This is a genomic window from Demequina rhizosphaerae, from assembly GCF_000971255.1.
GTDB classification, from domain to species: Bacteria; Actinomycetota; Actinomycetes; order Actinomycetales; family Demequinaceae; genus Demequina; species Demequina rhizosphaerae.
In genome coordinates, this window is the sequence record NZ_BBMC01000003.1 from 233,104 (window position 1) to 254,642 (window position 21,539).

Genomic DNA, 21,539 nt, shown 5'->3' on the forward strand with positions numbered 1-21,539 from the left:
CTCTTCACAACCCCGCGCGCATCCGCGCGATAGAAAGGCCTTGACTTGCTCCGCACGCATCTCGCTGGAAACCTGCGCGCCGCCGACGCCGGCGCCACCGTCACCCTCGCCGGCTGGGTGGGACGCCGCCGCGATCACGGCGGCGTCGCGTTCATCGACCTGCGGGACGCCTCGGGCCTCGCGCAGGTGGTGCTCCGCGAGGAGATCGCGCACGCGCTGCGCACCGAGTACGTCATCCAGGTGACGGGCGAGGTGCGCCTGCGCCCCGAGGGCTCGGCCAACCCCAACATGCCGTCGGGCGAGATCGAGGTCGCCGTCACCGACGTCGTGATCCTCAACGAGTCCGCGCCGACGCCGTTCCCCATCGACGAGCACGTCACCGTGGGCGAGGAGGCGCGCCTCAAGCACCGCTACCTCGACCTGCGCCGCCCGCAGCCGCGCGCGAACATCGTGCTGCGCTCCGAGGTGAACAAGGCCGCCCGCCGCGTGCTCGAGCGCAACGACTTCCTCGAGATCGAGACGCCGACCCTCACGCGCTCGACCCCCGAGGGCGCCCGCGACTTCCTGGTCCCCGCGCGCCTGTCGCCCGGCTCCTGGTACGCCCTCCCGCAGTCGCCGCAGCTGTTCAAGCAGCTGCTCATGGTGTCGGGCATGGAGCGCTACTACCAGATCGCACGCTGCTACCGCGACGAGGACTTCCGCGCGGATCGCCAGCCCGAGTTCACGCAGCTCGACATCGAGATGAGCTTCGTCGACCAGGACGACGTCATCGCGCTGGGCGAGGAGCTCGTCCGCGAGCTGTGGTCGCTCATCGGCTACGAGGTCCCGCTGCCGATCCCGCGCATCACCTACAACGACGCGATGGCCCGCTTCGGCACGGACAAGCCCGACCTGCGCTTCGGCCTCGAGCTCACCGAGCTGACCGAGTACTTCACGGAGACGCCGTTCCGTGTGTTCCAGGCGGAGTACGTCGGCGCGGTCGTGATGCCCGGCGGCGCCTCGCAGCCCCGCAAGGTGCTCGACGCGTGGCAGGAGTGGGCCAAGCAGCGCGGCGCCAAGGGCCTCGCGTACGTGCTCGTCCAGGAGGACGGCACGCTCACCGGCCCCGTCGCCAAGAACCTCTCCGAGACCGAGCTCGCGGGCCTCGCCGAGGCCACCGGCGCGAACCCGGGCGACTGCGTCTTCTTCGCCGCCGGCAAGGCGGGCGCCTCGCGCGCGCTCCTCGGCGCTGCCCGCAACGAGATCGCGCGCCGCGTCGGCCTCATCGACGAGGACCGCTTCGAGTTCTGCTGGGTCGTCGACGCGCCGCTGTTCAAGCCGGTCGACGTGGACGACGACGACGTGGCCCTCGGCTCGTCGGCCTGGACCGCCGTGCACCACGCGTTCACGAGCCCCAAGCCGGAGTTCATGGACACGTTCGACACCGACCCGGGCCCGGCGCTCGCCTACGCGTACGACATCGTGTGCAACGGCAACGAGATCGGCGGCGGCTCGATCCGTATCCACCGCCAGGACGTGCAGGAGCGCGTGTTCGCGGTCATGGGCATCGGCCACGAGGAGGCGCAGGAGAAGTTCGGCTTCCTCCTCGACGCGTTCCAGTACGGCGCCCCGCCGCACGGCGGCATCGCGCTCGGCTGGGACCGCGTCACCGCGCTCCTCGCCAAGGCCGACTCGATCCGCGACGTCATCGCCTTCCCGAAGTCGGGCGGCGGCTACGACCCGCTGACCCAGGCGCCCGCGCCGATCACCCCGGAGCAGCGCGCCGAGGCCGGCGTGGACTTCGTGGCCGAGGACGAGGCCGCCGAGGCGTAGCCCTCACCTGACGTCGACAAGGGCGGGATCCCCATGCGGGGGTCCCGCCCTCGGCGTGTGTCCTGGGCGTGTCGCGCCGCGTTCGCCATTGACCCTCTCGCGTGTGTCAGCGTGAGCTGAAATGGGGGGCCGGGGCCTCGCGTGCCCAGCGGGAACAGCGTGCCGCCGGGGGTGGTATTTCAGCCAGGGCTGACACACGCATCCGAGGTCATCGCCTGAGCGCGGGTGCGGGCTCCGGTGCGGGTGGTGGCTCGGCGGCAGGCGCCGGGTCCGCCGGGACGATGCGCGCCCGCGCCGGCCTCGACGCCCACAGCACCCCGCCGATCACCAGCGCGCCTCCCGCGAGCTCGAGCGTGCCCGGCCGCTCGCCGAGCGCCGCCCACGCGGTCGCGATGCCCACCACCGGCACCAGCATCGAGAACGGCGCAACCGCGCTCGCCGGATGGCGGGCCATGAGCCACACCCAGATCCCGGAGCCCACGAGCGTGCCGAGCAGCACGGTGTACGCGAGCCCCAGCCACGCCGGGACGGCGGCGGCCGTCAGCGAGGTGGCCAGCGCGTCCCCGATGGTCGACGGCCCCTCGATCGCGAGGGACAGCGCGAGCATCGGTAGCGGCGGCACCACGCTCATCCAGAGCACGAGGTGCAGCGGCCGCTCCGCGCGCGCTTGACGGCTCGCGAGGTTTCCCAGCGACCACCCGAGCGCGCCGAGCAGGACCAGCAGGAACGGCACGAGCGGGGCCGCGGCGCCGTAGCCGAGCCCGACGACGACGAGCCCGGCCGTCGCGACGACGACGCCCGCGATCGCGCGGGCCCCGAGCCGCTCGCGCAGCAGCACCGCGCCGAGCACCACCGTGAACGGCGCCGAGGCCTGGAGCACGAGCGACGCGAGGCCGGTGGGGAAGCCGGCGTGCATGCCGAGGTAGAGGAAGAGGAACTGGAGCGTCCCGAAGCCGAGCCCGTATCCGAGCAGCCAGCGCACGGGCACCCGGGGCCGCGGCACGAGCACGAGCGTCGGGATCGCGATGAGCGCGAAGCGCAGCGCCACGAGGAACAGGGGCGGGAAGTGCGTGAGCGACGCGTGGATCGCGAGGAAGTTGAGGCCCCACAGCACCGCGACGAGGACGGCGAGGGCGGAGTGGCGAGCGGGCATGGCGCCAGTCTCGGTCCGCGCCTCATGTAGGACAAGCGCATCGTCTTGGACTCCATGTTTAGGATGCCTTCATGGAGGTCCGTCATCTCGAGCTGCTCCGCGACCTGCGGGAGCGCGGCACGCTCGGCGCCGTCGCCGCCGCGACCTACCGCACCCCGTCCGCGCTGTCCCAGCAGCTGAGGACCGCGGAGCGGGAGCTCGGCGTCGCGCTCGTCGAGCCCGCCTCGCGCGGGCTGCGGCTCACGTGGGCGGGGGAGATCCTCGCCACCGGAGCCGACGACGTGCTGGCCGCCCTCGCGCGGGTCCAGGCCGCGCTCGACGAGGGTCGCGGCGAGCCCAGCGGGACCGTGCGCATCGGCACCCTGCCGAGCGCGGGCGCGGCGCTCATGCCCGGCCTGCTGGCGGGTCTCGAGGGCACGCGCCTGCGCGTCGAGCTCGAGGACTTCGACCTCGCGGAGGCCGACTACGCGGGCCGCACCCTCGACCACGACCTCGTCATCGCGCACAGCCTCAGCGCCGACGTGCCTGCGGGCGCCGAGGGCCTGTTCTCGCGCGTGGTCGCCCGTGAGCCGATCGACGTCGCTGTGCCCGCCGGTCATCCGCTCGCGAACCGCGCCGCGCTGGCGCCGGCGGACGCGGTCGGCCAGCCCTGGATCGCGGTGCCGCGCGGCTTCCCGTTCGCGACCGTGCTCGAGGGCATCGAGGCGGCGACCGGCGCGACGCTCGACAGGATCGTCGAGATCCGCGACAACCGGCTGGTCGAGTCGCTCGTGGGTCGAGGTCTCGGGCTGGCGCTGCTGCCGCGGTTCTCGACCCCGCCGTCCCAGGACTACCGGCTCGTTCCGCTCGAGGGCGTGCGGGCGGACCGGGCGATCGTCGCGATCGGGCGGCCCGACCGCGTGGAGCGGCGCGCGGTGCGGGCGGTGCTCGACCGCCTCGCCGAGGTGGGAGCGGGCCTCAGCTGAGGGGCAGGGCCTCAGCTCGCCGGTCGCGGCCAGCGGACGAGCGCGAGCGCGCCGATCGCGAGCACCGCGGCCGGGACCCACAGCGCAGCCGCGCTCGAGGTGACCCCGGCGAGGACGCCCAGCCCGGCCGTCGTGACGATCGCCGTGCCCTGCAGCGCCATCGAGTTGAGCGAGAGCACCGTCGCGCGCTGTCCGGACGATGCGGCGGCATGGGTGAGCTCGTCGAGGAGCGGCCCCGCGATGCCGAGCAGCACGTAGAAGCCGACGAAGGCGACGGCCGCCGCGACCGGGGCCGGCAGGGACACCGCGGCCAGCGCGATCGCCGCACCGAGGATCCCGGCGAGCGCGGCGCGTGACGGAGCGCGGGTGAGGCGGGCGACCAGCGGCGCGAGCGCGGATCCCGAGGCCGAGCCGAGGAAGCCCGCCGTGACGAGCACCGCGTACGCGCCGGCGGCCGCGGACTCGCCTCCGAGCAGCGCCGCGAAGCGGGGCGGCGCGAGCAGCTCGAGACCGGACAGGGCCGCGCCCACCGCGGCGGTGACCAGCAGGATGCGGCGGAGCGCCGGATGCGAGCGTGCGAGGCGCAGGCCCGACCCGACGGTCGCGCCCAGCGCGCGCATCGTCCCTGGCTGCTCGGGCGCGGCGACACGGGCGGGGTCGCGCACCCAGACCAGCACGAGCGCGGCGTGCACGACCGACAGGGCCGCCGCGACGAGGAACGGCGTGGACAGCGCGATCAGCCCGTCGCCCTGGTCGGGCAGGGGGGAGAGCGCGACGAGCCCGCCGCCGACGAGGGCGCCGAGCGCGAGCGCGACGGACTCGGCGACCCCGGCGCGCGACAGGCCGGTGCGCAGGGACGCGTCGGGGTCGACCTCGTGGGTGCGGTCGACGAACCACGCCTGGAGGGGACCCGAGTCGAGCGCGCGGGCGATGCCGCCGAGCAGGTAGCCGAGCGCGAGCACGAGGGCGCCGCGTCCGAAGGCGAGGGTGAGGCTCGATGCCGCGGCGACGAGCGCGGCGGTCGCGAGGACCGGGCGGCGGCCCACGACGTCGGCGAGCCCGCCGGTGGGCAGCTCGAGCACGAGCGTCGCGGCGCTGTAGACGGCGACGATGAGGCCGATGGTCGGCAGGTCGAGGCCGCGCTCCCGCATGAGCAGCACCGTCACGGGGATGACGACGCCCGTGGGAAGCCAGCGGAGCGCGGTGAGCGCGACGAAGCGGCGTCGGACGGACCGGAGCGAGGCGGCAGGGGCGGGGGCGGCGGGCATCGCCGCCTAGTGTTGCAGGCTCATGCGCGCGTGGAGGCGACGCAGCGGTCCGGGCGCCCACCAGTTCCAGTCGCCGAGCAGGGTCATCGTCGCGGGCACGAGGAAGAGGCGGACCACCGTGGCGTCGAGCAGCACCGCGAAGGCGAGCCCCACGCCCACCTCCTTGATCATGAGCAGGTCCCCGAGCGCGAAGCCGAGGAAGACCAGCACGATCACGGCGGCTGCGGACGTGATGATGCGGCCCGAGCGCTGCAGGCCCTTGCGGACCGCGGCGTCGTTGTCCTCGCCGGCGTCGACGTACTCCTTGACGCGCGACAGCAGGAAGACCTCGTAGTCCATCGCGAGGCCGAAGCCGAAGGCGGCGATGATGACGGCGACGTACGTCTCGATGCCTCCCGTCGAGGTGAAGCCCAGCGTTCCCTCGAGGTGGCCCTCGCCGAAGATCCACGTGACCACGCCGAGCGTCGCCGCGAGCGACAGCGAGTTGATGACGAGGGTCTTGATCGGCACGAGCAGGGAGCCGGTCATGAGGAAGAGCAGCACGAGCGTCGCGACGACCACGAGGGCGCCCGCGAGCAGCGCGCCCTCGATGATCGCGTCGAGGAAGTCGATCTGGGTGGCCGCGACGCCGCCGACGTGCACCGCGACCGGCGCCTCGATCGCGCGGATGTCCTCGACGGCGTCGACCGCCTGGGTGCCGGACGGGTCCGTGGACTCGATGCGGATGCCGATGAAGGTCTCGCCCTCGCGCACCACGGCGTCGTCGACGGCGCGGACGCCGTCGACCTGGGCGACCTCGTCGAGCCACGCGTCGAGCTCCGACGCCGGCTCGAGCGTGTGGACCCAGATCGCGGGCTCGCCGAGGTCGGGGAAGCCCTCGCGGAACGAGGTGACGAACTCGCGGCGCTCGTTGCCGGGCGGCAGCGCCTCGATGTCGGAGTTGCGGAGAGTGAGGTGGAGGATCGGGCTGGCGAGCACGAGGAGCAGCGCGACCGAGCCGAGCGCGACGAGCCACGGGCGGCGCTGGCCCCACGCGGCCAGGCGCGAGAATGCGCCCTCCTCGCGGTCCACGTTCGACGTGGTCGCGAGGATGCGGCGCAGCCCCGGTACCCGCGACAGGACGCCCGGCCTCGCGATGCGGGGCGCCAGCAGGAAGAGCACCGCCGGCACGATGGTGAGCGCCGCGACCATCGCGGTGGTGACCACGCCGACGGCCGCGCCACCGATGCCCTCCATGATGACGGGGTCGAACAGCAGCATGCCGCCGACCGCGATCGCGACCACGATCCCCGAGAACGTCACCGTGCGGCCGGCGGTGGCCATCGTCGTCTCGATGGCCTCGGCGCGCGCGTCGCGCGGGTCGCCGCCGATCCGATGGAGCTCCTCGCGGAACCGGGACACGATGAGCAGCCCGTAGTCGATCGACAGGCCGATGCCCAGGACGGTGACGACGTTGACCGCGCTCTGGTCGAGGTCGAGCAGGAACGAGAACCCGTAGAGCACCGCGAGCCCGCCCGCGATGGACGCGATCGCGCCGGTGAGCGGGGTCGCGGCGGCGAGGAAGCCGCCGAACACGAAGACCATCACGACGAGCGCCGCCGGCAGCGCGATGATCTCGCCGGTGACGAGGTCCTGCTCGAGCTGCGCGGTGAAGTCGTCGAAGACCAGCGGGTTCGAGGAGGTGGCGACGGTCGCGCCGGGATTGGACGCCCGCATGTCGTCGACCGCCGCCGCGACGATGTCCGCGACCTCCTCGTGCACGGGCAGCGGGTCCTCGTCGCCGAAGTCGGCGAACGAGACGTCGATGAGGAAGCCCGTGCCGTCCTCGTCGACGAGGCCCGCGGCCTGCTCCGCGGCGGCCGCCGGGTCGGCGGACGAGGCGGTGGCCGGGTCGAACGCGGGGCCGGTCGCCGCACCGAAGGGCGACACGACGGTGGTGACCAGGTCGATCTCGGCGATCTGCGCGGCCGCGGCGTCCGTGGCCTCCCGGACCGCCGCATCGTCCAGCGCGACGTCCATGACGTACGAGGTGACGCCGGGGCCGATCGTGTCGTCCGCGGTGCGCTCGAAGGCCTCGTAGACCTCCCACGAGTCCGAGCCGTCGACGAGCGGCGGGCCGGTGGTGACGCGTTGGAAGAGGCCCTCGCCGTTCACCCCGACGGTGGCGAGCGCATAGAGCCCGAGCGTGCCGATCACCGCGAGCAGCACGACGAGGCGCGGCGCGCGGGCGATGAGCCGCCCGACACGGGCGAAACCCCCCATGTGCTCAGGCTAGGCCGCCGCACCGACAGCGGGAAGAGCGTGAGATACCGCACGGCGGCTGGACTCGCCCCATTTGTCTGGCTAGGGTCTCGGGCGCAAGGGCTGGTTGAGGACAGCCGTACGCAAGGCCGCGGGGGAGGGACCCGGGTCGAGACCACGGACGCGCTGCGATCCACGCCGTCCAGGATGAGGAGACCGACCTTGACCATCACGAGCACCCGGACGGGGGCGCGCGCGACCGGCATCGTCGCCGCGATCGTCGCCGCCGCCGTCATCAGCGCGACGCCGGCGACCGCCGCAACGTCCGCGACCACCGCGACCACCGCATCGTCCGTCGAGACGTCCGTCTCCTCGCTGGTGCCCATCCGCACGGAGATCACCCAGGGCCAGGCCCTGTGGGTGACGGGCAAGGCGCTCAAGCTGCGCAACGGCCCGTCGAACAGCAACCGCGTCAAGATCGTCGCGTACAAGGGCGCCAAGGTGAAGTTCACCGGCAAGCGCAAGGACCGCTGGGTCCAGGTCAAGGTCGCCGGTACCACCGCGTGGGCGCCGCGCAAGTACTTCACGACGGACAAGCCGAAGTGGGACGCCGTGCCCGTCGGCACCCTCGGCGCGAACCTCAAGCTGCGCTCGGGCCCGAGCAACGACTACGCGGTCAAGACCACCGCGTCGTTCGGCACGATGGGCCGCTTCACGCGCATCGAGCGCGACGGCTGGTGGCAGGTCAAGATCAACGGCACGTACGCGTGGACGCCCGAGCGCTTCCTCAGCGTCGGCGGCGTGTTCAACACCGACCGGATCCTCGACGTCGCGCACAGCCAGGTGGGCTACCGCGAGCCGTCGTGGCGCAACAACCCGTACAACGACTGGATCGACGGCAACTACGCGTGGTGCCACGTCTTCGTCGAGTGGGTCTTCGACCGCGCCGACTACGCCAACGGCGTGCCCTACAAGAAGCACTTCGACGCGTACGTGTCGACGCTGCGCAAGTCGGGCGTGCTCGACACGACCCCGACCGCGGGCGAGATCAAGAAGGGCGACGTCGTCCTCGTCGACTGGTACCCGTACAACGGGCCCACCCACACGGGCATCGTCGACCACGTCTCGGGCGACTCGATCTACCTGGTCGAGGGCAACACCACGTCCGGCACGGGCGACAACACGCGCGGCGTGTTCTACCGCAAGCGCGCGATGGTCGACATCTACGCGTCGTACCGCCCGTCCGACTTCGCGAAGTGGCGCGAGCTCCGCGTGAGCTGAGCCTCCTTCTCTCCCGGGCGAGTCCCGGACCGACCCCGAGCGCCGGGGCGGGGTGCGCGATGCCCCGCCCCGGCGCTCGTGCGTTGTCGGAGCGGGCGCGCCCGGCAGCCGGTCCGGGCTGTCGGAGGGACGGCCTACGCTGGCCCCATGGATCTGTTCGACGCGGCGCGCACCGACGCGTCGGGCGTGCCGGAGACGCTCGGCAACGCGCCCCTCGCGGTGCGGATGCGTCCCCGCGGCCTCGACGAGGTCGTGGGCCAGGCGCACCTCCTCACCGAGGGGTCGCCGCTGCGCCGCCTCATCGGCGACGACGCGCCCGCGACCTCCGTGGTGCTGTGGGGCCCGCCCGGCACCGGCAAGACCACGCTCGCGTACCTCGTGGCGGGCAACCGGCGCTTCGTCGAGCTGTCCGCGGTGACGGCGGGCGTCAAGGACGTGCGTGCGGTCGTCGACGACTCGAAGCGCCGCATCGCCACCGGCGAGCGCGAGACCGTCCTCTTCATCGACGAGATCCACCGCTTCACGCGGTCGCAGCAGGACGCGCTGCTGCCGGCCGTCGAGAACCGCTGGGTCACGCTCATCGGCGCGACCACGGAGAACCCGTCGTTCTCGGTCGTCGGGCCGCTGCTGTCGCGGTCGCTGCTGCTGGTGCTCCAGCCGCTCGCGTCCGCCGACATCGCGGCGCTGCTCGAGCGCGCCGTCTCCGACGCCCGGGGTCTCGGCGGCGCGGTCACGCTGGACGATGCGGCGGCCGCGCACATCCTGCGCGTCGCCGGGGCGGACGCGCGCAAGGCGCTCACGCTGCTCGAGTCGATCGCGCAGGCCGCCGGGCGGGACGGGGTCATCACTGCGGAGCTCGCCGAGGCGACGATGGACGCCGCGCTGGTGGCGTACGACAAGTCGGGCGACCAGCACTACGACGTCATCAGCGCGTTCATCAAGTCCGTGCGCGGCTCGGACGTCGACGCGGCGCTGCACTACCTCGCGCGCATGGTCGTCGCGGGGGAGGACCCGCGCTTCATCGCGCGCCGGCTCGTCATCCTCGCGGCCGAGGACATCGGCATGGCGGACCCGCAGGGCCTCGTGATCGCCCAGGCCGCCGCGGACGCGGTGAGCTTCATCGGCATGCCCGAGGGACGCATCGTGCTCGCCGAGGCGACCACGTACCTCGCGAGCGCGCCCAAGTCGAACCGCTCGTACCGCGCCATTGACGCCGCGATCGCGGACGTGCGCTCCGGCCGTGCCGGCGTGGTGCCCGAGCACCTGCGCGACGCGCACTACGCGGGCGCCGAGCGCATCGGGCACGGCAAGGACTACCAGTACGCGCACGATGCGCCCCACGGCGTGGCCGCACAGGAGCACCTGCCGGAGACGCTGCGCGGCGCGCGGTACTACGAGCCCACCGAGCACGGCTACGAGCGGGCGCTGGGGGAGCGGCTCGGGACCATCCGGCGGCTGCTCGGGAGGTAAGGCCCGGGGCGCCGAGGCGCTCTCACACGGGCAGGTCAGCGTCGGATCTACGAGGCGCCGGCAACGCATCGATAGGCGGCCGTCGCTCGTCCGCCGAGAACGACACTGGTCTACCCATGGCGCGCGACGATCTCTCGAGACCGACCACCATCTACCCATTCCGCAGGGGGAGAAGCCCTCACCAGTCCGCGGGGCGCGAGTCCTTCCCGTCGAGCCACAGCCGGTCGGAGGCGTCCGCGTGGGTGCCGCCCGAGCCGACGTGCTGGGGGTCGATCCGGTCGCCCTTGGTGATGACGTGGACCATCGCCATCGCGTGACCGCGGCCGAGGCCGTAGTCGTCCTTGAGCCACTCCACGATGGGCGTGGCCTTGGTGCCGGGGCCGAAGCCGCGCTCGGCGGCGAGCTCGACCAGCCGGCGGGGCGTGAGCCCGGTCTTCGTCTCGACCGCGTCGAGGTACGCCTGGAAGGACATAGCTACGATCGTAGGACCGTCGGCAGGCTCCCCGCAGAGGTCGAAATCACCCCGAAAACGTCGGTGCGTCCCCCATAGCAGGAGCGTGGCGGGCCTGCTATCCTTGATGAGCCCTCGCGGACGGTTGGCTGCTGTCGCCGCGAACTCAGCAAATACGATCATTTCTCCGGACGCATCCGCGCGCCCGGGGAGCTGTGAAGGAAATCATGACCTCTGTTCAGAAGGCACGTCGCCAGGTCCGCCTGTCGCGCAGCCTCGGGATCGCCCTGACCCCGAAGGCCGTCAAGCACTTCGAGAAGCGCCCGTACCCCCCGGGCGAGCACGGCCGCACCGCCCGCCGCAAGGAGAGCGACTACGCCGTCCGTCTGCGCGAGAAGCAGCGTCTTCGCGCGCAGTACGGCCTTCGTGAGAAGCAGATGACCTCGACCTACGCCGAGGCCAAGAAGGAGTCCGGTCTGACCGGTGAGGCCTTCGTCGAGCTTCTCGAGATGCGCCTTGACGCCCTCGTGCTCCGTGCGGGCTTCGCTCGCACGATCCTTCAGGCGCGTCAGTCGGTCCTGCACCGCCACATCCTCGTGGACGGCAAGATCGTCGACCGCCCGTCGTTCCGCGTGAAGCCGGGCCAGACCATCCAGGTCAAGCCCAAGGCCGTCACGCTCGAGCCGTACATGGCCGCCGCCGCCGGCGCGCACCGTGACGTGCTCCCGCAGGTGCCCGAGTACCTCAACGTCACGCTTGAGAAGCTCAGCGCGACGCTGGTCCGCCGCCCGAAGCGCGCCGAGGTCCCCGTGACCTGCGACGTGCAGCTGGTCGTCGAGTACTACGCTCGCTAAGGCGCACCCGTGAGGCTCTGAGGAGCCTCGCAAGAAGTGGCCGCGGTGCGCCGCCCTCCGGGGTGGTGCACCGCGGCTTTTTCTGCACGATGGCAGGGTGGGCCTGCGCGCCACGCGCATAGGCCCCGGACACGAGAAGGACCGAAGAACAGGCATGCAGACCTCTGAGATCGCCAAGCGGTGGGTCGACTACTTCGCGAAGCAGGACCACCACATCGCGCCGAGCGCCTCGCTCGTCTCGCCCGACCCGTCGCTGCTGTTCACGGTCGCCGGCATGGTGCCCTTCATCCCGTACATCATCGGCACCGACACGTCGCCGTACCCGCGCATCGCGTCCGTCCAGAAGTGCATCCGCACCAAGGACATCGAGGAGGTCGGCAAGACCACCCGCCACGGCACGTTCTTCCAGATGCTGGGCAACTTCTCGTTCGGCGACTACTTCAAGGAAGGCGCCATCAACTACGCCTACGAGTTCCTCACGGGACCCGAGGCGGAGGGCAACCTGGGCTTCGACCCCGAGCGGTTCTGGGTCACCGTGTGGAACGAGGACGAGGAGGCGATCTCCCACCTCAAGAACGTCGGCGTCGACGAGTCCCGCATCGTCAAGCTCACGCGCGAGGAGAACTTCTGGGACACCGGCCAGCCCGGCCCCGCCGGCCCGTGCGCCGAGTGGCACTACGACCGCGGCCCCGAGTTCGGTCCCGAGGCGGTCGGCGGCACGGTCGACCCGGGCGGCGACCGCTACCTCGAGATCTGGAACCTCGTCTTCGACCAGTTCCTGCGCGGCGAGGGCGCCGGCAAGGACTACCCGCTCATCCGCGAGCTCGACCAGAAGGCCATCGACACCGGCGCCGGCCTCGAGCGCATCGCGTACCTCAAGCAGGGCGTCGCGAACATGTACGAGACCGACGAGGTCTTCCCGGTCATCGCGAAGGCCCAGGAGCTGTCGGGCAAGACCTACGGCGCGGGCGGCGACGACGACGTCCGCATGCGCGTGGTCGGCGACCACGTGCGCTCCGCGCTCATGCTCATCGGCGACGGCGTGACCCCCGGCAACGAGGGCCGTGGCTTCGTCCTGCGCCGCCTGCTGCGCCGCTCGGTGCGCGCGATGAAGCTGCTCGGCGTCGACGAGCGCACGATGCCCGAGCTGCTGCCCGCGTCCATCGACGCGATGAGCGCCACCTACCCGGCGCTTGCCGCGAACCGCGCGAAGATCGAGGCGATCGCCTACAACGAGGAGGACGCGTTCCGTCGCACCCTCGTGGCCGGCACCGCGATCTTCGACACCGCCGTCGCGCAGGTGAAGAAGGCCGGCGACAAGGCGCTGTCCGGCTCCGACGCGTTCACCCTGCACGACACCTACGGCTTCCCGATCGACATCACGCTCGAGATGGCGGCCGAGCAGGGTATCCAGGTGGACGAGGCGAAGTTCCGCGAGCTCATGAAGGAGCAGAAGGAGCGCGCCCGCGCCGATGCGAAGGCCAAGAAGGGCGGCCACGCGGACGTGGGCGTCTACAACGGCATCAAGGAGGCCCAGGGCCTTACCGAGTTCCGTGCGTACCAGGAGCTCAACACCGCCACCGAGATCACCGCGCTCATCAAGGACGGCGTCTCCGTCCCGGTCGCGCAGCAGGGCGAGACCGTGGAGGTCGTCCTCCCGCAGACCCCGTTCTACGCGGAGTCCGGCGGCCAGGAGGCGGACTCGGGCGTCATCCGCTCGGCGCACGGCACGCTCGAGGTCATCGACGTGCAGCGCCCGGTCAAGGGCCTCATCGTCCACACGTGCAACGTGATCGAGGGCGAGGTCGCGCAGGGCGACGCCGTCTCCGCCGAGGTCGACCCCGAGTGGCGCATCGGCGCCCGCCAGGCGCACTCCGGCACGCACCTGCTGCACGCCGCGCTGCGCGAGGTGCTCGGCCCCGACGCGCTGCAGTCCGGCTCGTACAACAAGCCCGGCTACCTGCGCCTCGACTTCTCGTGGCCCTCGGCGCTGTCGTCGGAGACCCGCTCGGAGATCGAGGAGGTCACCAACCGCGCGATCCGTGCCGACCTCGGCGTGAGCGCGCAGTTCATGACGCTGCCCGAGGCGAAGGACTGGGGCGCGGTCGCGCTGTTCGGCGAGACGTACGACGAGACGGTCCGCGTCATCGAGATCGGCGGCCCCTGGTCGCGCGAGCTCTGCGGCGGCACGCACGTCGAGCACTCGAGCCAGGTGGGCATGGTCGCGCTGTCGACCGAGTCCTCGGTCGGCTCCGGCTCGCGCCGCATCGAGGCCTTCGTCGGCATCGAGGCTTTCCAGAAGCTCGCCGCCGAGCGCGCGCTCGTGTCCGAGCTCACCACCACGCTCAAGGTGCAGCCGGGCGAGCTCAGGGGCCGCGTCGAGAAGCTCCTCGAGCGCCTCGCCGATGCGGAGAAGCAGCTGTCGGGCTACCGCCAGCAGGCGATGCAGCAGGTCGCGGGCGAGCTCGTCGGCAGGGCCGTCGACGTCGCGGGCATCCGCGTCGTCACGCACGAGTCCACCAACGCCGCCGACGGCGACGACCTCCGCACGCTCGTGACGGACGTGCGCGGCCGCCTCGGCGACGCCGCGCCGGCCGTGGTCGCGATCGCGGGAGCCTTCAACGGCCGCCCCCAGATCGTGATCGCCACGAACCAGGGCGCGCGCGACGCGGGCCTGCGCGCCGGCGATCTCGTCAAGGCCGCATCGTCCGTCCTGGGCGGTGGCGGCGGCGGGAAGCCGGACCTCGCGCAGGGCGGCGGCCAGGACCCGGCGCAGATCGGCGCGGCCCTCGAGGCCGTGCGCGCCACCGTGGCGGCGCGTGCCTAGGGGCGCGCGTCTGGGGGTCGACGTCGGCACCGTCCGCATCGGCGTGGCGGCGTCCGACCCCGACGGCCTCATGGCGTTCCCCGTCGACACCGTGCAGCGGGGCGACGGGGACGCGCAGGCCGTGGCGGCGATGGCCGAGCAGCGCGGTGCGATCACCGTGTTCGTCGGGCTGCCGCGCAAGCTGTCAGGGCAGGAGGGGACGAGCGCCGAGGATGCGCGCGCCTTCGCCGCCCGCCTCGCGGAACTGTGCTCCGGCACAGTTCGTTTGATCGACGAACGCTTCTCGACCGCCACCGCGTCCCAGGCGATGCGCTCCGCGGGACGCAACGCCAAGAAGCAGCGGCAGGTCATCGACCAGGCCGCCGCCGTGGTGATCCTCGAGAATGCTTTGGATGTAGACAGGAACGGTAACCTCGAGGCTGTGACCATCGAGGTTCCGCGCAAGGGGAATGATGACTGACCTTTTCGAGGCCGAAGCGACCACCACGACGTCGCTTGACCTGCGACGGCTGCAGCGCCAGAAGCGGCGCGCCGCGCGCCGCCGGCTCACGCTCGTCGTGACCGCGGTCGCGCTCGTCGTGTTCGCGCTCGGCGCGTCCGTGACCTGGAACTTCCTCCAGGGCTTCGAGACGTCGACCAACGAGGTCGCCGACTACGAGGGCCCCGGCCAGGGCAACGTGCAGGTGGTCATCGAGAGCGGCGCGACCGGCACGGACATCGCCGCAACCCTGTACGACGCGGGCGTCATCGCGTCGACGCAGTCGTTCATCATCGCGGCGAACGACAACCCCGACTCGGCGTCGATCACGCCGGGCTACTACTTCATGCACAAGGAGATGAAGGCGGAGTACGCCCTCGCCGCGCTGCTCGACCCGTCGAACCGCGACGTGCGCTCCATCACCATCCCCGAGGGCAAGTCGCTCGACTACTACTACCAGTCGATCGCGAACCTCACCGGCACCACCAAGGACGAGGTGATCGAGGCCGCGGAGAACACCGACGCTCTCGGCCTGCCGGAGGAGGCGAACGGCAACCTCGAGGGCTGGCTGTTCCCGTCGACGTACGAGTTCAACCCCGGCGTCACCCCGCAGGAGGTGATGTCGAAGATGATCCAGCAGACCATCACCGTGCTCGACAAGTACGACGTCGCCGTCGAGGACCGCGAGCGCGTGCTCACCGTCGCGTCGCTGGTCGAGCGCGAGGCGAAGCTCGACGAGGACCGCGCGCAGATTGCGTCGGTGATCTACAACCGCCTCGACATCGACATGAAGCTCGAGCTCGACTCGACGGTCAAGTACCTCACGCAGACCGAGGGCGTGTGGACGTCCGACGACGAGCGCGCGACGGACTCCCCGTACAACACGTACATGTACGCGGGCCTCCCGCCTGGCCCGATCTCGGGACCGGGCGAGGCATCGATCAAGGCCGCGGTCAAGCCTGCCGACACGAACTACCTGTTCTTCGTGACGGTCAACCTCGACACGGGCGAGACCAAGTACGCGTCGGAGTACGCGGACCACCTGGCGAACGTCCAGGAGCTGCAGGAGTGGGTCGCCGCCAACCAGAGCGACGACTCCGACTCCTGACGTGACGGCGACCTCCGGCCCGCGTCGCGCGGGCGTGCTCGGGCACCCGATCGCGCACTCGCTGTCCCCGGTGCTGCACCGGTCGGCGTACCGCGCGCTCGGGCTGGACTGGGAGTACGACGCGTACGACGTCGAGGCCGGGGGGCTGTCCGGCTTCCTCGACGGGATGGACGATGCGTGGGCCGGGCTGTCGCTGACGATGCCTCTCAAGGTGGAGGCGGTCCCGCTCATGGACTTCGTCGAGTCGATGGCGAAGCTGGTCGGCGCGGTCAACACCGTGCTCGTGCAGGACATCGGCGGCTCACGGCAGCTCGTGGGCGCCAACACCGACGTGTGGGGCATCCAGGCCGCGTTCCGCGAGGCCGGCGTGACCGACGCATCGTCCGGGCTCATCATCGGCGGGGGAGCGACCGCGACCTCCGCGATGGCGGCGCTCGGCGCGCTCGGCGTCACCACGCCCTACGTGGCCGTGCGGTCCCGCGGACGGGCCGGCGGGCTGCTCCGCGCGGCCACCAAGATGGGCGTTCACCCGAAATTCATCTCCCTCGAGGAGATCCCTTCCGTCATGCCCTTCGTGGAGGCCGTCGTGTCCACGGTGCCGGCCGAGGCGGGGGAGCGGATCGCATCGTCACTTTCCGGAATTCGCGAGGGTTCCGTGCTTCTCGATGTCGTTTATGAACCCCTTGTCACACCATTGAGTATCCGATTTGTAGCATTTGACGGAATTGCGATCGGCGGCGAGCGAATGCTGCTCCATCAGGCCGCTGAGCAGGTACGACTCATGACCGGGCGCACTGCGCCTATTACGGAAATGGGAAATTCCCTGCGCGACGTGTTGAATTAGTAACACTTCAGCCCCGAGCCATCAATGCCGATGGTAGGTTCACGATCGTTCATCGAGCGCGTGAGGGGGCGCCTACATGAAGCAGCTGGGGACCATCCTGTTGGAGGATGGTGCGCTCACCGAGGAGATGCTCGCCGAGGGCATCGACGAGCAGCAGGCGCGGGGTCAGTCCCTGGGCCGCACGCTCGTCGAGATGGGTTTCATCTCCGAGGGTCAGCTGGTGCGCGCGCTCGCCTCGCAGGTCGGCATGGAGTTCGTCGAGCTCGCCGAGTTCCCGGTCGACCGCGCCGCCGTCTCGCTCGTGCCCGACACCGTCTGCCGCCGCCACGCGGCGCTGCCGATCGCGATCGACGGGGACTTCCTCAAGGTCGCGATGTCGAACCCGGGGAACGTGGTCGCGGTCGACGACATCCGGACGATGACGCGCAAGAGCGTCATCCCGGTGGTGGCGGCGCACGACGACGTCATGCAGGCGATCGACCGTTACTGCCGCTCGGACGCCGAGCTCAAGGACCTCCAGGGTGCTCTCGACGAGCAGGAGGAGGTCGACCTCTCGCAGATCGGCGACGTGATCGAGGACGACGCGCCCATCGTGCGCTTCGTCAACCTGCTCATCACGCAGGCGATCCAGGACCGTGCCTCGGACATCCACCTCGAGCCGGGCGAGAAGGACATGCGCGTCCGGTACCGCATCGACGGCGTGCTCCACGAGATGAACGCGGCGCCCAAGTCGATCCAGAACGGCGTGATCTCGCGCATCAAGATCATGTCGGACATCGACATCGCCGAGCGCCGCAAGCCGCAGGACGGCCGCCTCTCCGTCAACCACCAGGGCAGGAAGATCGACCTTCGCGTCGCGACGCTGCCCACGGTGTGGGGCGAGAAGGTCGTCATGCGCATCCTCGACAACTCCACCGCGACGATGGACCTCGAGGACCTCGGCATCCGCGAGCGGAACCTCTCGCTTTATGAGACGTCCTACGTGAAGCCGTACGGCATGATCCTCGTGACCGGCCCGACCGGTTCCGGAAAGTCGACGACGCTGTACGCGACGCTCAACCAGGTGTCGCGACCCGAGATCAACGTCATCACCGTCGAGGACCCGGTCGAGTACCGGATCCCCGGCATCAACCAGGTGCAGGTGAACGTCAAGGCGGGCCTCACGTTCGCCGGCGCGCTGCGCTCGATCCTGCGTTCCGACCCCGACGTGGTGCTCCTCGGTGAGATCCGTGACGGCGAGACCGCGCAGATCGCGATCGAGGCGGCGCTCACCGGTCACCTCGTGCTCTCGACGCTGCACACCAACGACGCGCCGTCCGCCATCACGCGACTCATCGAGATGGGCATCGAGCCCTTCCTCGTGGGCTCCGCGGTGGACTGCGTGATCGCCCAGCGACTCGCCCGACGCCTGTGCTCGCACTGCAAGGAGGCGTACACGCCGACGGGCTACGAGCTCGAGCGGTTCGGGTGGGTGGACGGCCAGCACCTGCCGGAGCTGTTCCGTCCGGCGGGCTGCTCGCGGTGCTCGCAGACGGGGTATCGGGGGCGTCTCGCGCTCCACGAGATCATGCCGGTCAACGAGGACCTCGAGCGTCTCGCGGTGGCGCGGGCGTCGTCCGCGGAGATCGGTCGCACGGCTCGAGACGCGGGCATGGAGACGCTGATCGAGGACGGCTGGGCGAAGGTCTGCGACGGTCTGACTTCCGTCGAAGAGCTTCTGCGAGTCGTGAAATAGGAAAAGTCTTAAGAATGGTAGATTCACGCCGATAGTTGGAGGGAATGCGCAGAATATTGCGCATTTTCGAGGGAGGACGCATGACTTCGGAGTTTCAGCCGGATGGTGGCGCATGGTTCGCGCCCCAGGATGGCGTTATGCCTGAGCGGCCTATCGCGGCCCAGCCGCAGGCGCCGTCTGCGGCGCCCGCCCCGGTGCAGCCCCAGGCTCCCGTGACGCCTCCCGCGGCGCCCGCCGCTCCGGCTGCCGGTGCGCCGGTGGCTCCGCAGGCTCCGGCTCCCGGTGCTCCCGCCGCCGCCTCGCCGGTGTCGCCCTCGCTACACCAGCCGGCCTCGCAGGCCATCCGCCGCGCGCCGTTCCTCGAGGAGCGCCGTCCGTACACGGGCCAGCCCGCGACGCCGCCCGCCGGCGCGCCGCAGGTGCCCGCCGCATCGTCCCCGGTCACGCCGCCCGCCGGCGCCCCGGTCGCCCCGCCCGCGGGTGGGCCCACCGCCATGCAGGCGCCGGTGCCGCCGAGCGACGCCGCCGCCGCGTTCGCCGCGGTCGCCCAGACGCAGGGCGCCTTCATGCCGGCGCCCGAGCCGGCTCAGGGGGCCCCGAAGGAGGAGCCCAAGCCGGCTCCCGCGCAGCAGGCTGCTCCCGGCCCGAAGGCCCAGCCGGTGGGCAAGCGCGTCGGCATGACGACCTCGCGCGATGCCGAGGATCTCGACATCAACGTGGCGCTGCGCCAGATGATGAAGCTCGGCGCGTCGGACCTCCACGTCACGACGGGCGCGCCGCCGATGGTGCGTCTCGATGGCGAGCTCACGCCGCTCGAGGGTTTCGGCAAGCTCAACCCAGAGGGCCTGCAGCGCACGCTGTACTCGATCCTCACGCAGAAGCAGCGCGAGACGTTCGAGGAGCACCTCGAGCTCGACTTCTCGTACGCGGTGGTGGGGGAGGCGCGCTTCCGCGTCAACCTCTACATGCAGCGCTCGTCGCTCGGTGCCGCGTTCCGTGTGATCCCCTACGAGATCAAGCCGCTCGAGGCGCTGGGCATCCCGCCGGCCGTCGCGGGCTTCGCGTCCAAGCCGCGTGGCCTGGTGCTCGTCACCGGCCCGACCGGCTCGGGCAAGTCGACGACGCTCGCGTCGCTTATCGACCTGGTGAACCGCCAGCGCTCCGACCACATCATGACGGTCGAGGACCCGATCGAGTTCCTGCACAAGCACAAGAAGTCGCTGGTCAACCAGCGCGAGGTCGGCGCGGACACGCTGTCGTTCAAGAACGCGCTCAAGCACGTGCTGCGTCAGGACCCGGACGTCATCCTCGTGGGTGAGATGCGTGACCTGGAGACGATCCAGGTCGCGCTGACCGCCGCCGAGACCGGCCACCTCGTGTTCGCGACGCTGCACACGCAGGACACGGCGCAGACGATCGACCGCATCATCGACGTGTTCCCTGCGGAGCAGCAGGCACAGGTGCGCACGCAGCTCGGCACGGCGATCCAGGGCGTGATGTGCCAGGCGCTGTGCAAGAGGTCCGACGGTCCGGGCCGTGCGGTCGCGGTCGAGGTCATGGTCGCCACGCCGGCGATCCGCAACCTCATCCGCGAGGGCAAGACCCACCAGATCTACTCGATGCTGCAGGCTGGCTCGAAGCAGGGCATGCAGACGATGGACCAGCACCTCGCGGCGCTGGTGAAGCAGGGACGCATCTCGTACGACACGGGCGCGGAGATGTGCCACCACCTCGAGGACTTCAACCGCCTGTGCGGTCGTGGTCAGCTGGCCGGGGCGGAGGCGCACTGATGGCTCCGGTGGCGACCGCTCAGGTCAAGAAGTTCAACTACGAGGTCCGCGACTCCCAGGGCAAGATCCAGAAGGGGTCCATCGAGGCGCCCTCCGAGGCTGCCGTTGCCGGTCGCCTGAAGGAGATGGGCCTCGCCGCCGTCTCCATCAACGAGGTCAACACCGGTGGGCTGAACGCCGACATTCACATCCCCGGCATCACCGATCGCATCAAACTCAAGGACGTCGCGATCCTCTCGCGCCAGCTTGCGACGATGATCTCCGCAGGCCTTTCGCTGCTGCGCGCGCTCTCCATCCTGGCGGAGCAGACGGAGAACCAAGCCCTCGCCAAGATCGTTCACGAGGTGCGATCGGACGTCGAGTCGGGATCGTCGTTCTCGGCCGCGCTCGGGAAGCACCCGAGGGCGTTCCCTCCGCTTATGGTCAACATGGTCCGTGCCGGCGAGGTCGGAGGCTTTCTGGACCGAGTCCTGCTCTCCGTTGCGGAGAACTTCGAGTCCGAGGTGGCGCTTCGCGGCAAGGTGAAGTCCGCGATGACCTACCCGGTCGTCGTTTTCGTGATCGCCATCCTTGCGGTCACGGGCATGCTGCTCTTCATCGTTCCGGTGTTCGCGACGATGTTCTCGGACCTGGGCGGCGAACTTCCGTTCCTGACGCAGATCCTCGTCGTGATGTCGGATGGCCTGCGAGTCGGAATCATCCCCTTCATCGTCCTGATCGCGATCGGCGTGTGGCTGTACCGCAAGAACCGGTACAAGGAAGGCTTCAGGGAGAAGGTCGAGCCCTTCTACCTGAAGGTCCCTGTCTTTGGAGGTCTCACCCAGAAGATCGCGGTGGCTCGCTTCACGCGCAACCTGGCGGCGATGCTGCGTTCCGGCGTGCCGATCCTCCAGGCGCTCGACATCGTGGGTGAGGCCAGCGGCAACATCGTGATCGAGCGAGCAGCGAAGGCTGTGCGTGAGTCGGTGCGCACAGGAAACTCGCTGGCAAAGCCACTCGCCGAGCACCCGGTGTTCCCGCCGATGGTCGTACAGATGATGGCGGTCGGCGAAGACACAGGCGCGCTCGACGACATGCTCGACAAGATCGCCGACTTCTACGACCAGGAGGTCGAGGCGACTACCGAGGCGCTGACGTCGCTCATCGAGCCGATCATGATCGCGGTCCTCGGAGGCATCGTCGGCTTCATGGTGATCGGTCTGTACATGCCCATCTTCGGAGTCTTCGACCTCATCCAATAGAGCTTCGCTTCGGCGTTCCTG

General features: G+C 70.7%; 16 protein-coding genes. 12 read left to right on the plus strand and 4 right to left on the minus strand.

Annotated features, from left to right (window positions below; genetic code table 11):
- The first annotated feature begins 45 nt into the window (after positions 1-45).
- On the plus strand, positions 46-1,812 hold the full coding sequence (aspS, locus tag AOM07_RS04800) for an aspartate--tRNA ligase (protein WP_062311654.1): 1,767 nt from the start codon (positions 46-48) through the stop codon (positions 1,810-1,812).
- Between the two features lie 208 nt (positions 1,813-2,020).
- On the opposite strand, the gene AOM07_RS04805 is transcribed toward aspS, so the two are convergent.
- Entirely contained in the window at positions 2,021-2,965 is a 945-nt protein-coding gene (locus AOM07_RS04805; RefSeq protein ID WP_062311655.1) for an EamA family transporter, read from the minus strand.
- A 71-nt stretch (positions 2,966-3,036) separates the two neighbouring features.
- On the opposite strand from AOM07_RS04805, the gene AOM07_RS04810 reads away from it, so the two are divergent.
- A complete protein-coding gene (locus AOM07_RS04810; RefSeq protein ID WP_062311656.1) occupies positions 3,037-3,930 on the plus strand; it encodes a LysR family transcriptional regulator in 894 nt (297 codons plus the stop codon).
- Positions 3,931-3,941: 11 nt separating this feature from the next.
- Here the strand turns inward: AOM07_RS04810 and AOM07_RS04815 are convergent, their stop codons facing one another.
- Positions 3,942-5,198, minus strand: a complete 1,257-nt coding sequence (locus AOM07_RS04815; RefSeq protein WP_062311657.1) for an MFS transporter — start codon at positions 5,196-5,198, stop codon at positions 3,942-3,944.
- A 6-nt stretch (positions 5,199-5,204) separates the two neighbouring features.
- Complete coding sequence (locus tag AOM07_RS04820; RefSeq protein ID WP_062311658.1) at positions 5,205-7,460, minus strand: MMPL family transporter; 2,256 nt, start codon at positions 7,458-7,460, stop codon at positions 5,205-5,207.
- Positions 7,461-7,661: 201 nt separating this feature from the next.
- Here AOM07_RS04820 and AOM07_RS04825 point away from each other — a divergent pair, with 201 nt between their 5' ends.
- Together AOM07_RS04825 and AOM07_RS04830 are read left to right on the plus strand one after the other, a co-directional pair.
- Positions 7,662-8,720: an SH3 domain-containing protein gene (locus tag AOM07_RS04825; protein ID WP_062311659.1), complete on the plus strand. Its 1,059-nt coding sequence runs from the start codon at positions 7,662-7,664 to the stop codon at positions 8,718-8,720.
- Between the two features lie 147 nt (positions 8,721-8,867).
- Positions 8,868-10,190: a replication-associated recombination protein A gene (locus AOM07_RS04830; RefSeq protein ID WP_062311660.1), complete on the plus strand. Its 1,323-nt coding sequence runs from the start codon at positions 8,868-8,870 to the stop codon at positions 10,188-10,190.
- 178 nt (positions 10,191-10,368) lie between these two features.
- Here AOM07_RS04830 and AOM07_RS04835 read toward each other — a convergent pair whose 3' ends face one another.
- Entirely contained in the window at positions 10,369-10,662 is a 294-nt protein-coding gene (locus AOM07_RS04835) for a DUF4287 domain-containing protein (protein ID WP_062311661.1), read from the minus strand.
- Positions 10,663-10,868: 206 nt separating this feature from the next.
- On the opposite strand from AOM07_RS04835, the gene rpsD reads away from it, so the two are divergent.
- The 8 genes from rpsD (at position 10,869) to AOM07_RS04875 (ending at position 21,518) form a co-directional block, all read left to right on the plus strand.
- A complete protein-coding gene (rpsD, locus tag AOM07_RS04840) occupies positions 10,869-11,495 on the plus strand; it encodes a 30S ribosomal protein S4 (protein ID WP_062311662.1) in 627 nt (208 codons plus the stop codon).
- A gap of 154 nt (positions 11,496-11,649) precedes the next feature.
- Positions 11,650-14,322 (plus strand): alanine--tRNA ligase, encoded by a 2,673-nt coding sequence (gene alaS / locus AOM07_RS04845; RefSeq protein ID WP_062311663.1) that lies wholly within the window; start codon positions 11,650-11,652, stop codon positions 14,320-14,322.
- A gap of 43 nt (positions 14,323-14,365) precedes the next feature.
- The gene (ruvX, locus tag AOM07_RS04850) at positions 14,366-14,782 is read left to right on the plus strand and encodes a Holliday junction resolvase RuvX (RefSeq protein WP_439644914.1); all 417 of its coding nucleotides are present in this window, start codon (positions 14,366-14,368) and stop codon (positions 14,780-14,782) included.
- Positions 14,775-15,908, plus strand: a complete 1,134-nt coding sequence (gene mltG, locus AOM07_RS04855; RefSeq protein WP_062311665.1) for an endolytic transglycosylase MltG — start codon at positions 14,775-14,777, stop codon at positions 15,906-15,908. Before ruvX ends, mltG begins: the two co-directional genes overlap by 8 nt.
- A 1-nt stretch (position 15,909) precedes the next feature.
- A complete protein-coding gene (locus tag AOM07_RS04860; protein ID WP_062311666.1) occupies positions 15,910-16,752 on the plus strand; it encodes a shikimate dehydrogenase in 843 nt (280 codons plus the stop codon).
- A gap of 76 nt (positions 16,753-16,828) precedes the next feature.
- Entirely contained in the window at positions 16,829-18,487 is a 1,659-nt protein-coding gene (locus AOM07_RS04865) for a GspE/PulE family protein (RefSeq protein ID WP_062311667.1), read from the plus strand.
- Between the two features lie 257 nt (positions 18,488-18,744).
- On the plus strand, positions 18,745-20,277 hold the full coding sequence (locus AOM07_RS04870; RefSeq protein WP_304512059.1) for a type IV pilus twitching motility protein PilT: 1,533 nt from the start codon (positions 18,745-18,747) through the stop codon (positions 20,275-20,277).
- Entirely contained in the window at positions 20,277-21,518 is a 1,242-nt protein-coding gene (locus AOM07_RS04875; protein WP_062311668.1) for a type II secretion system F family protein, read from the plus strand. Before AOM07_RS04870 ends, AOM07_RS04875 begins: the two co-directional genes overlap by 1 nt.
- The last annotated feature ends 21 nt before the right edge of the window (positions 21,519-21,539 follow it).

Bases quoted from the DNA above. Each gene is read 5' to 3' on its own strand.
- AOM07_RS04835 (WP_062311661.1), bottom strand. From the start codon at position 10,662: ATGTCCTTCCAGGCGTACCTCGACGCGGTCGAGACGAAGACCGGGCTC.
- AOM07_RS04875 (WP_062311668.1), top strand. From the start codon at position 20,277: ATGGCTCCGGTGGCGACCGCTCAGGTCAAGAAGTTCAACTACGAGGTC.
- rpsD (WP_062311662.1), top strand. From the start codon at position 10,869: ATGACCTCTGTTCAGAAGGCACGTCGCCAGGTCCGCCTGTCGCGCAGC.
- alaS (WP_062311663.1), top strand. From the start codon at position 11,650: ATGCAGACCTCTGAGATCGCCAAGCGGTGGGTCGACTACTTCGCGAAG.
- AOM07_RS04815 (WP_062311657.1), bottom strand. From the start codon at position 5,198: ATGCCCGCCGCCCCCGCCCCTGCCGCCTCGCTCCGGTCCGTCCGACGC.
- AOM07_RS04820 (WP_062311658.1), bottom strand. From the start codon at position 7,460: ATGGGGGGTTTCGCCCGTGTCGGGCGGCTCATCGCCCGCGCGCCGCGC.
- AOM07_RS04865 (WP_062311667.1), top strand. From the start codon at position 16,829: ATGAAGCAGCTGGGGACCATCCTGTTGGAGGATGGTGCGCTCACCGAG.
- AOM07_RS04830 (WP_062311660.1), top strand. From the start codon at position 8,868: ATGGATCTGTTCGACGCGGCGCGCACCGACGCGTCGGGCGTGCCGGAG.
- AOM07_RS04805 (WP_062311655.1), bottom strand. From the start codon at position 2,965: ATGCCCGCTCGCCACTCCGCCCTCGCCGTCCTCGTCGCGGTGCTGTGG.
- mltG (WP_062311665.1), top strand. From the start codon at position 14,775: ATGACTGACCTTTTCGAGGCCGAAGCGACCACCACGACGTCGCTTGAC.
- AOM07_RS04810 (WP_062311656.1), top strand. From the start codon at position 3,037: ATGGAGGTCCGTCATCTCGAGCTGCTCCGCGACCTGCGGGAGCGCGGC.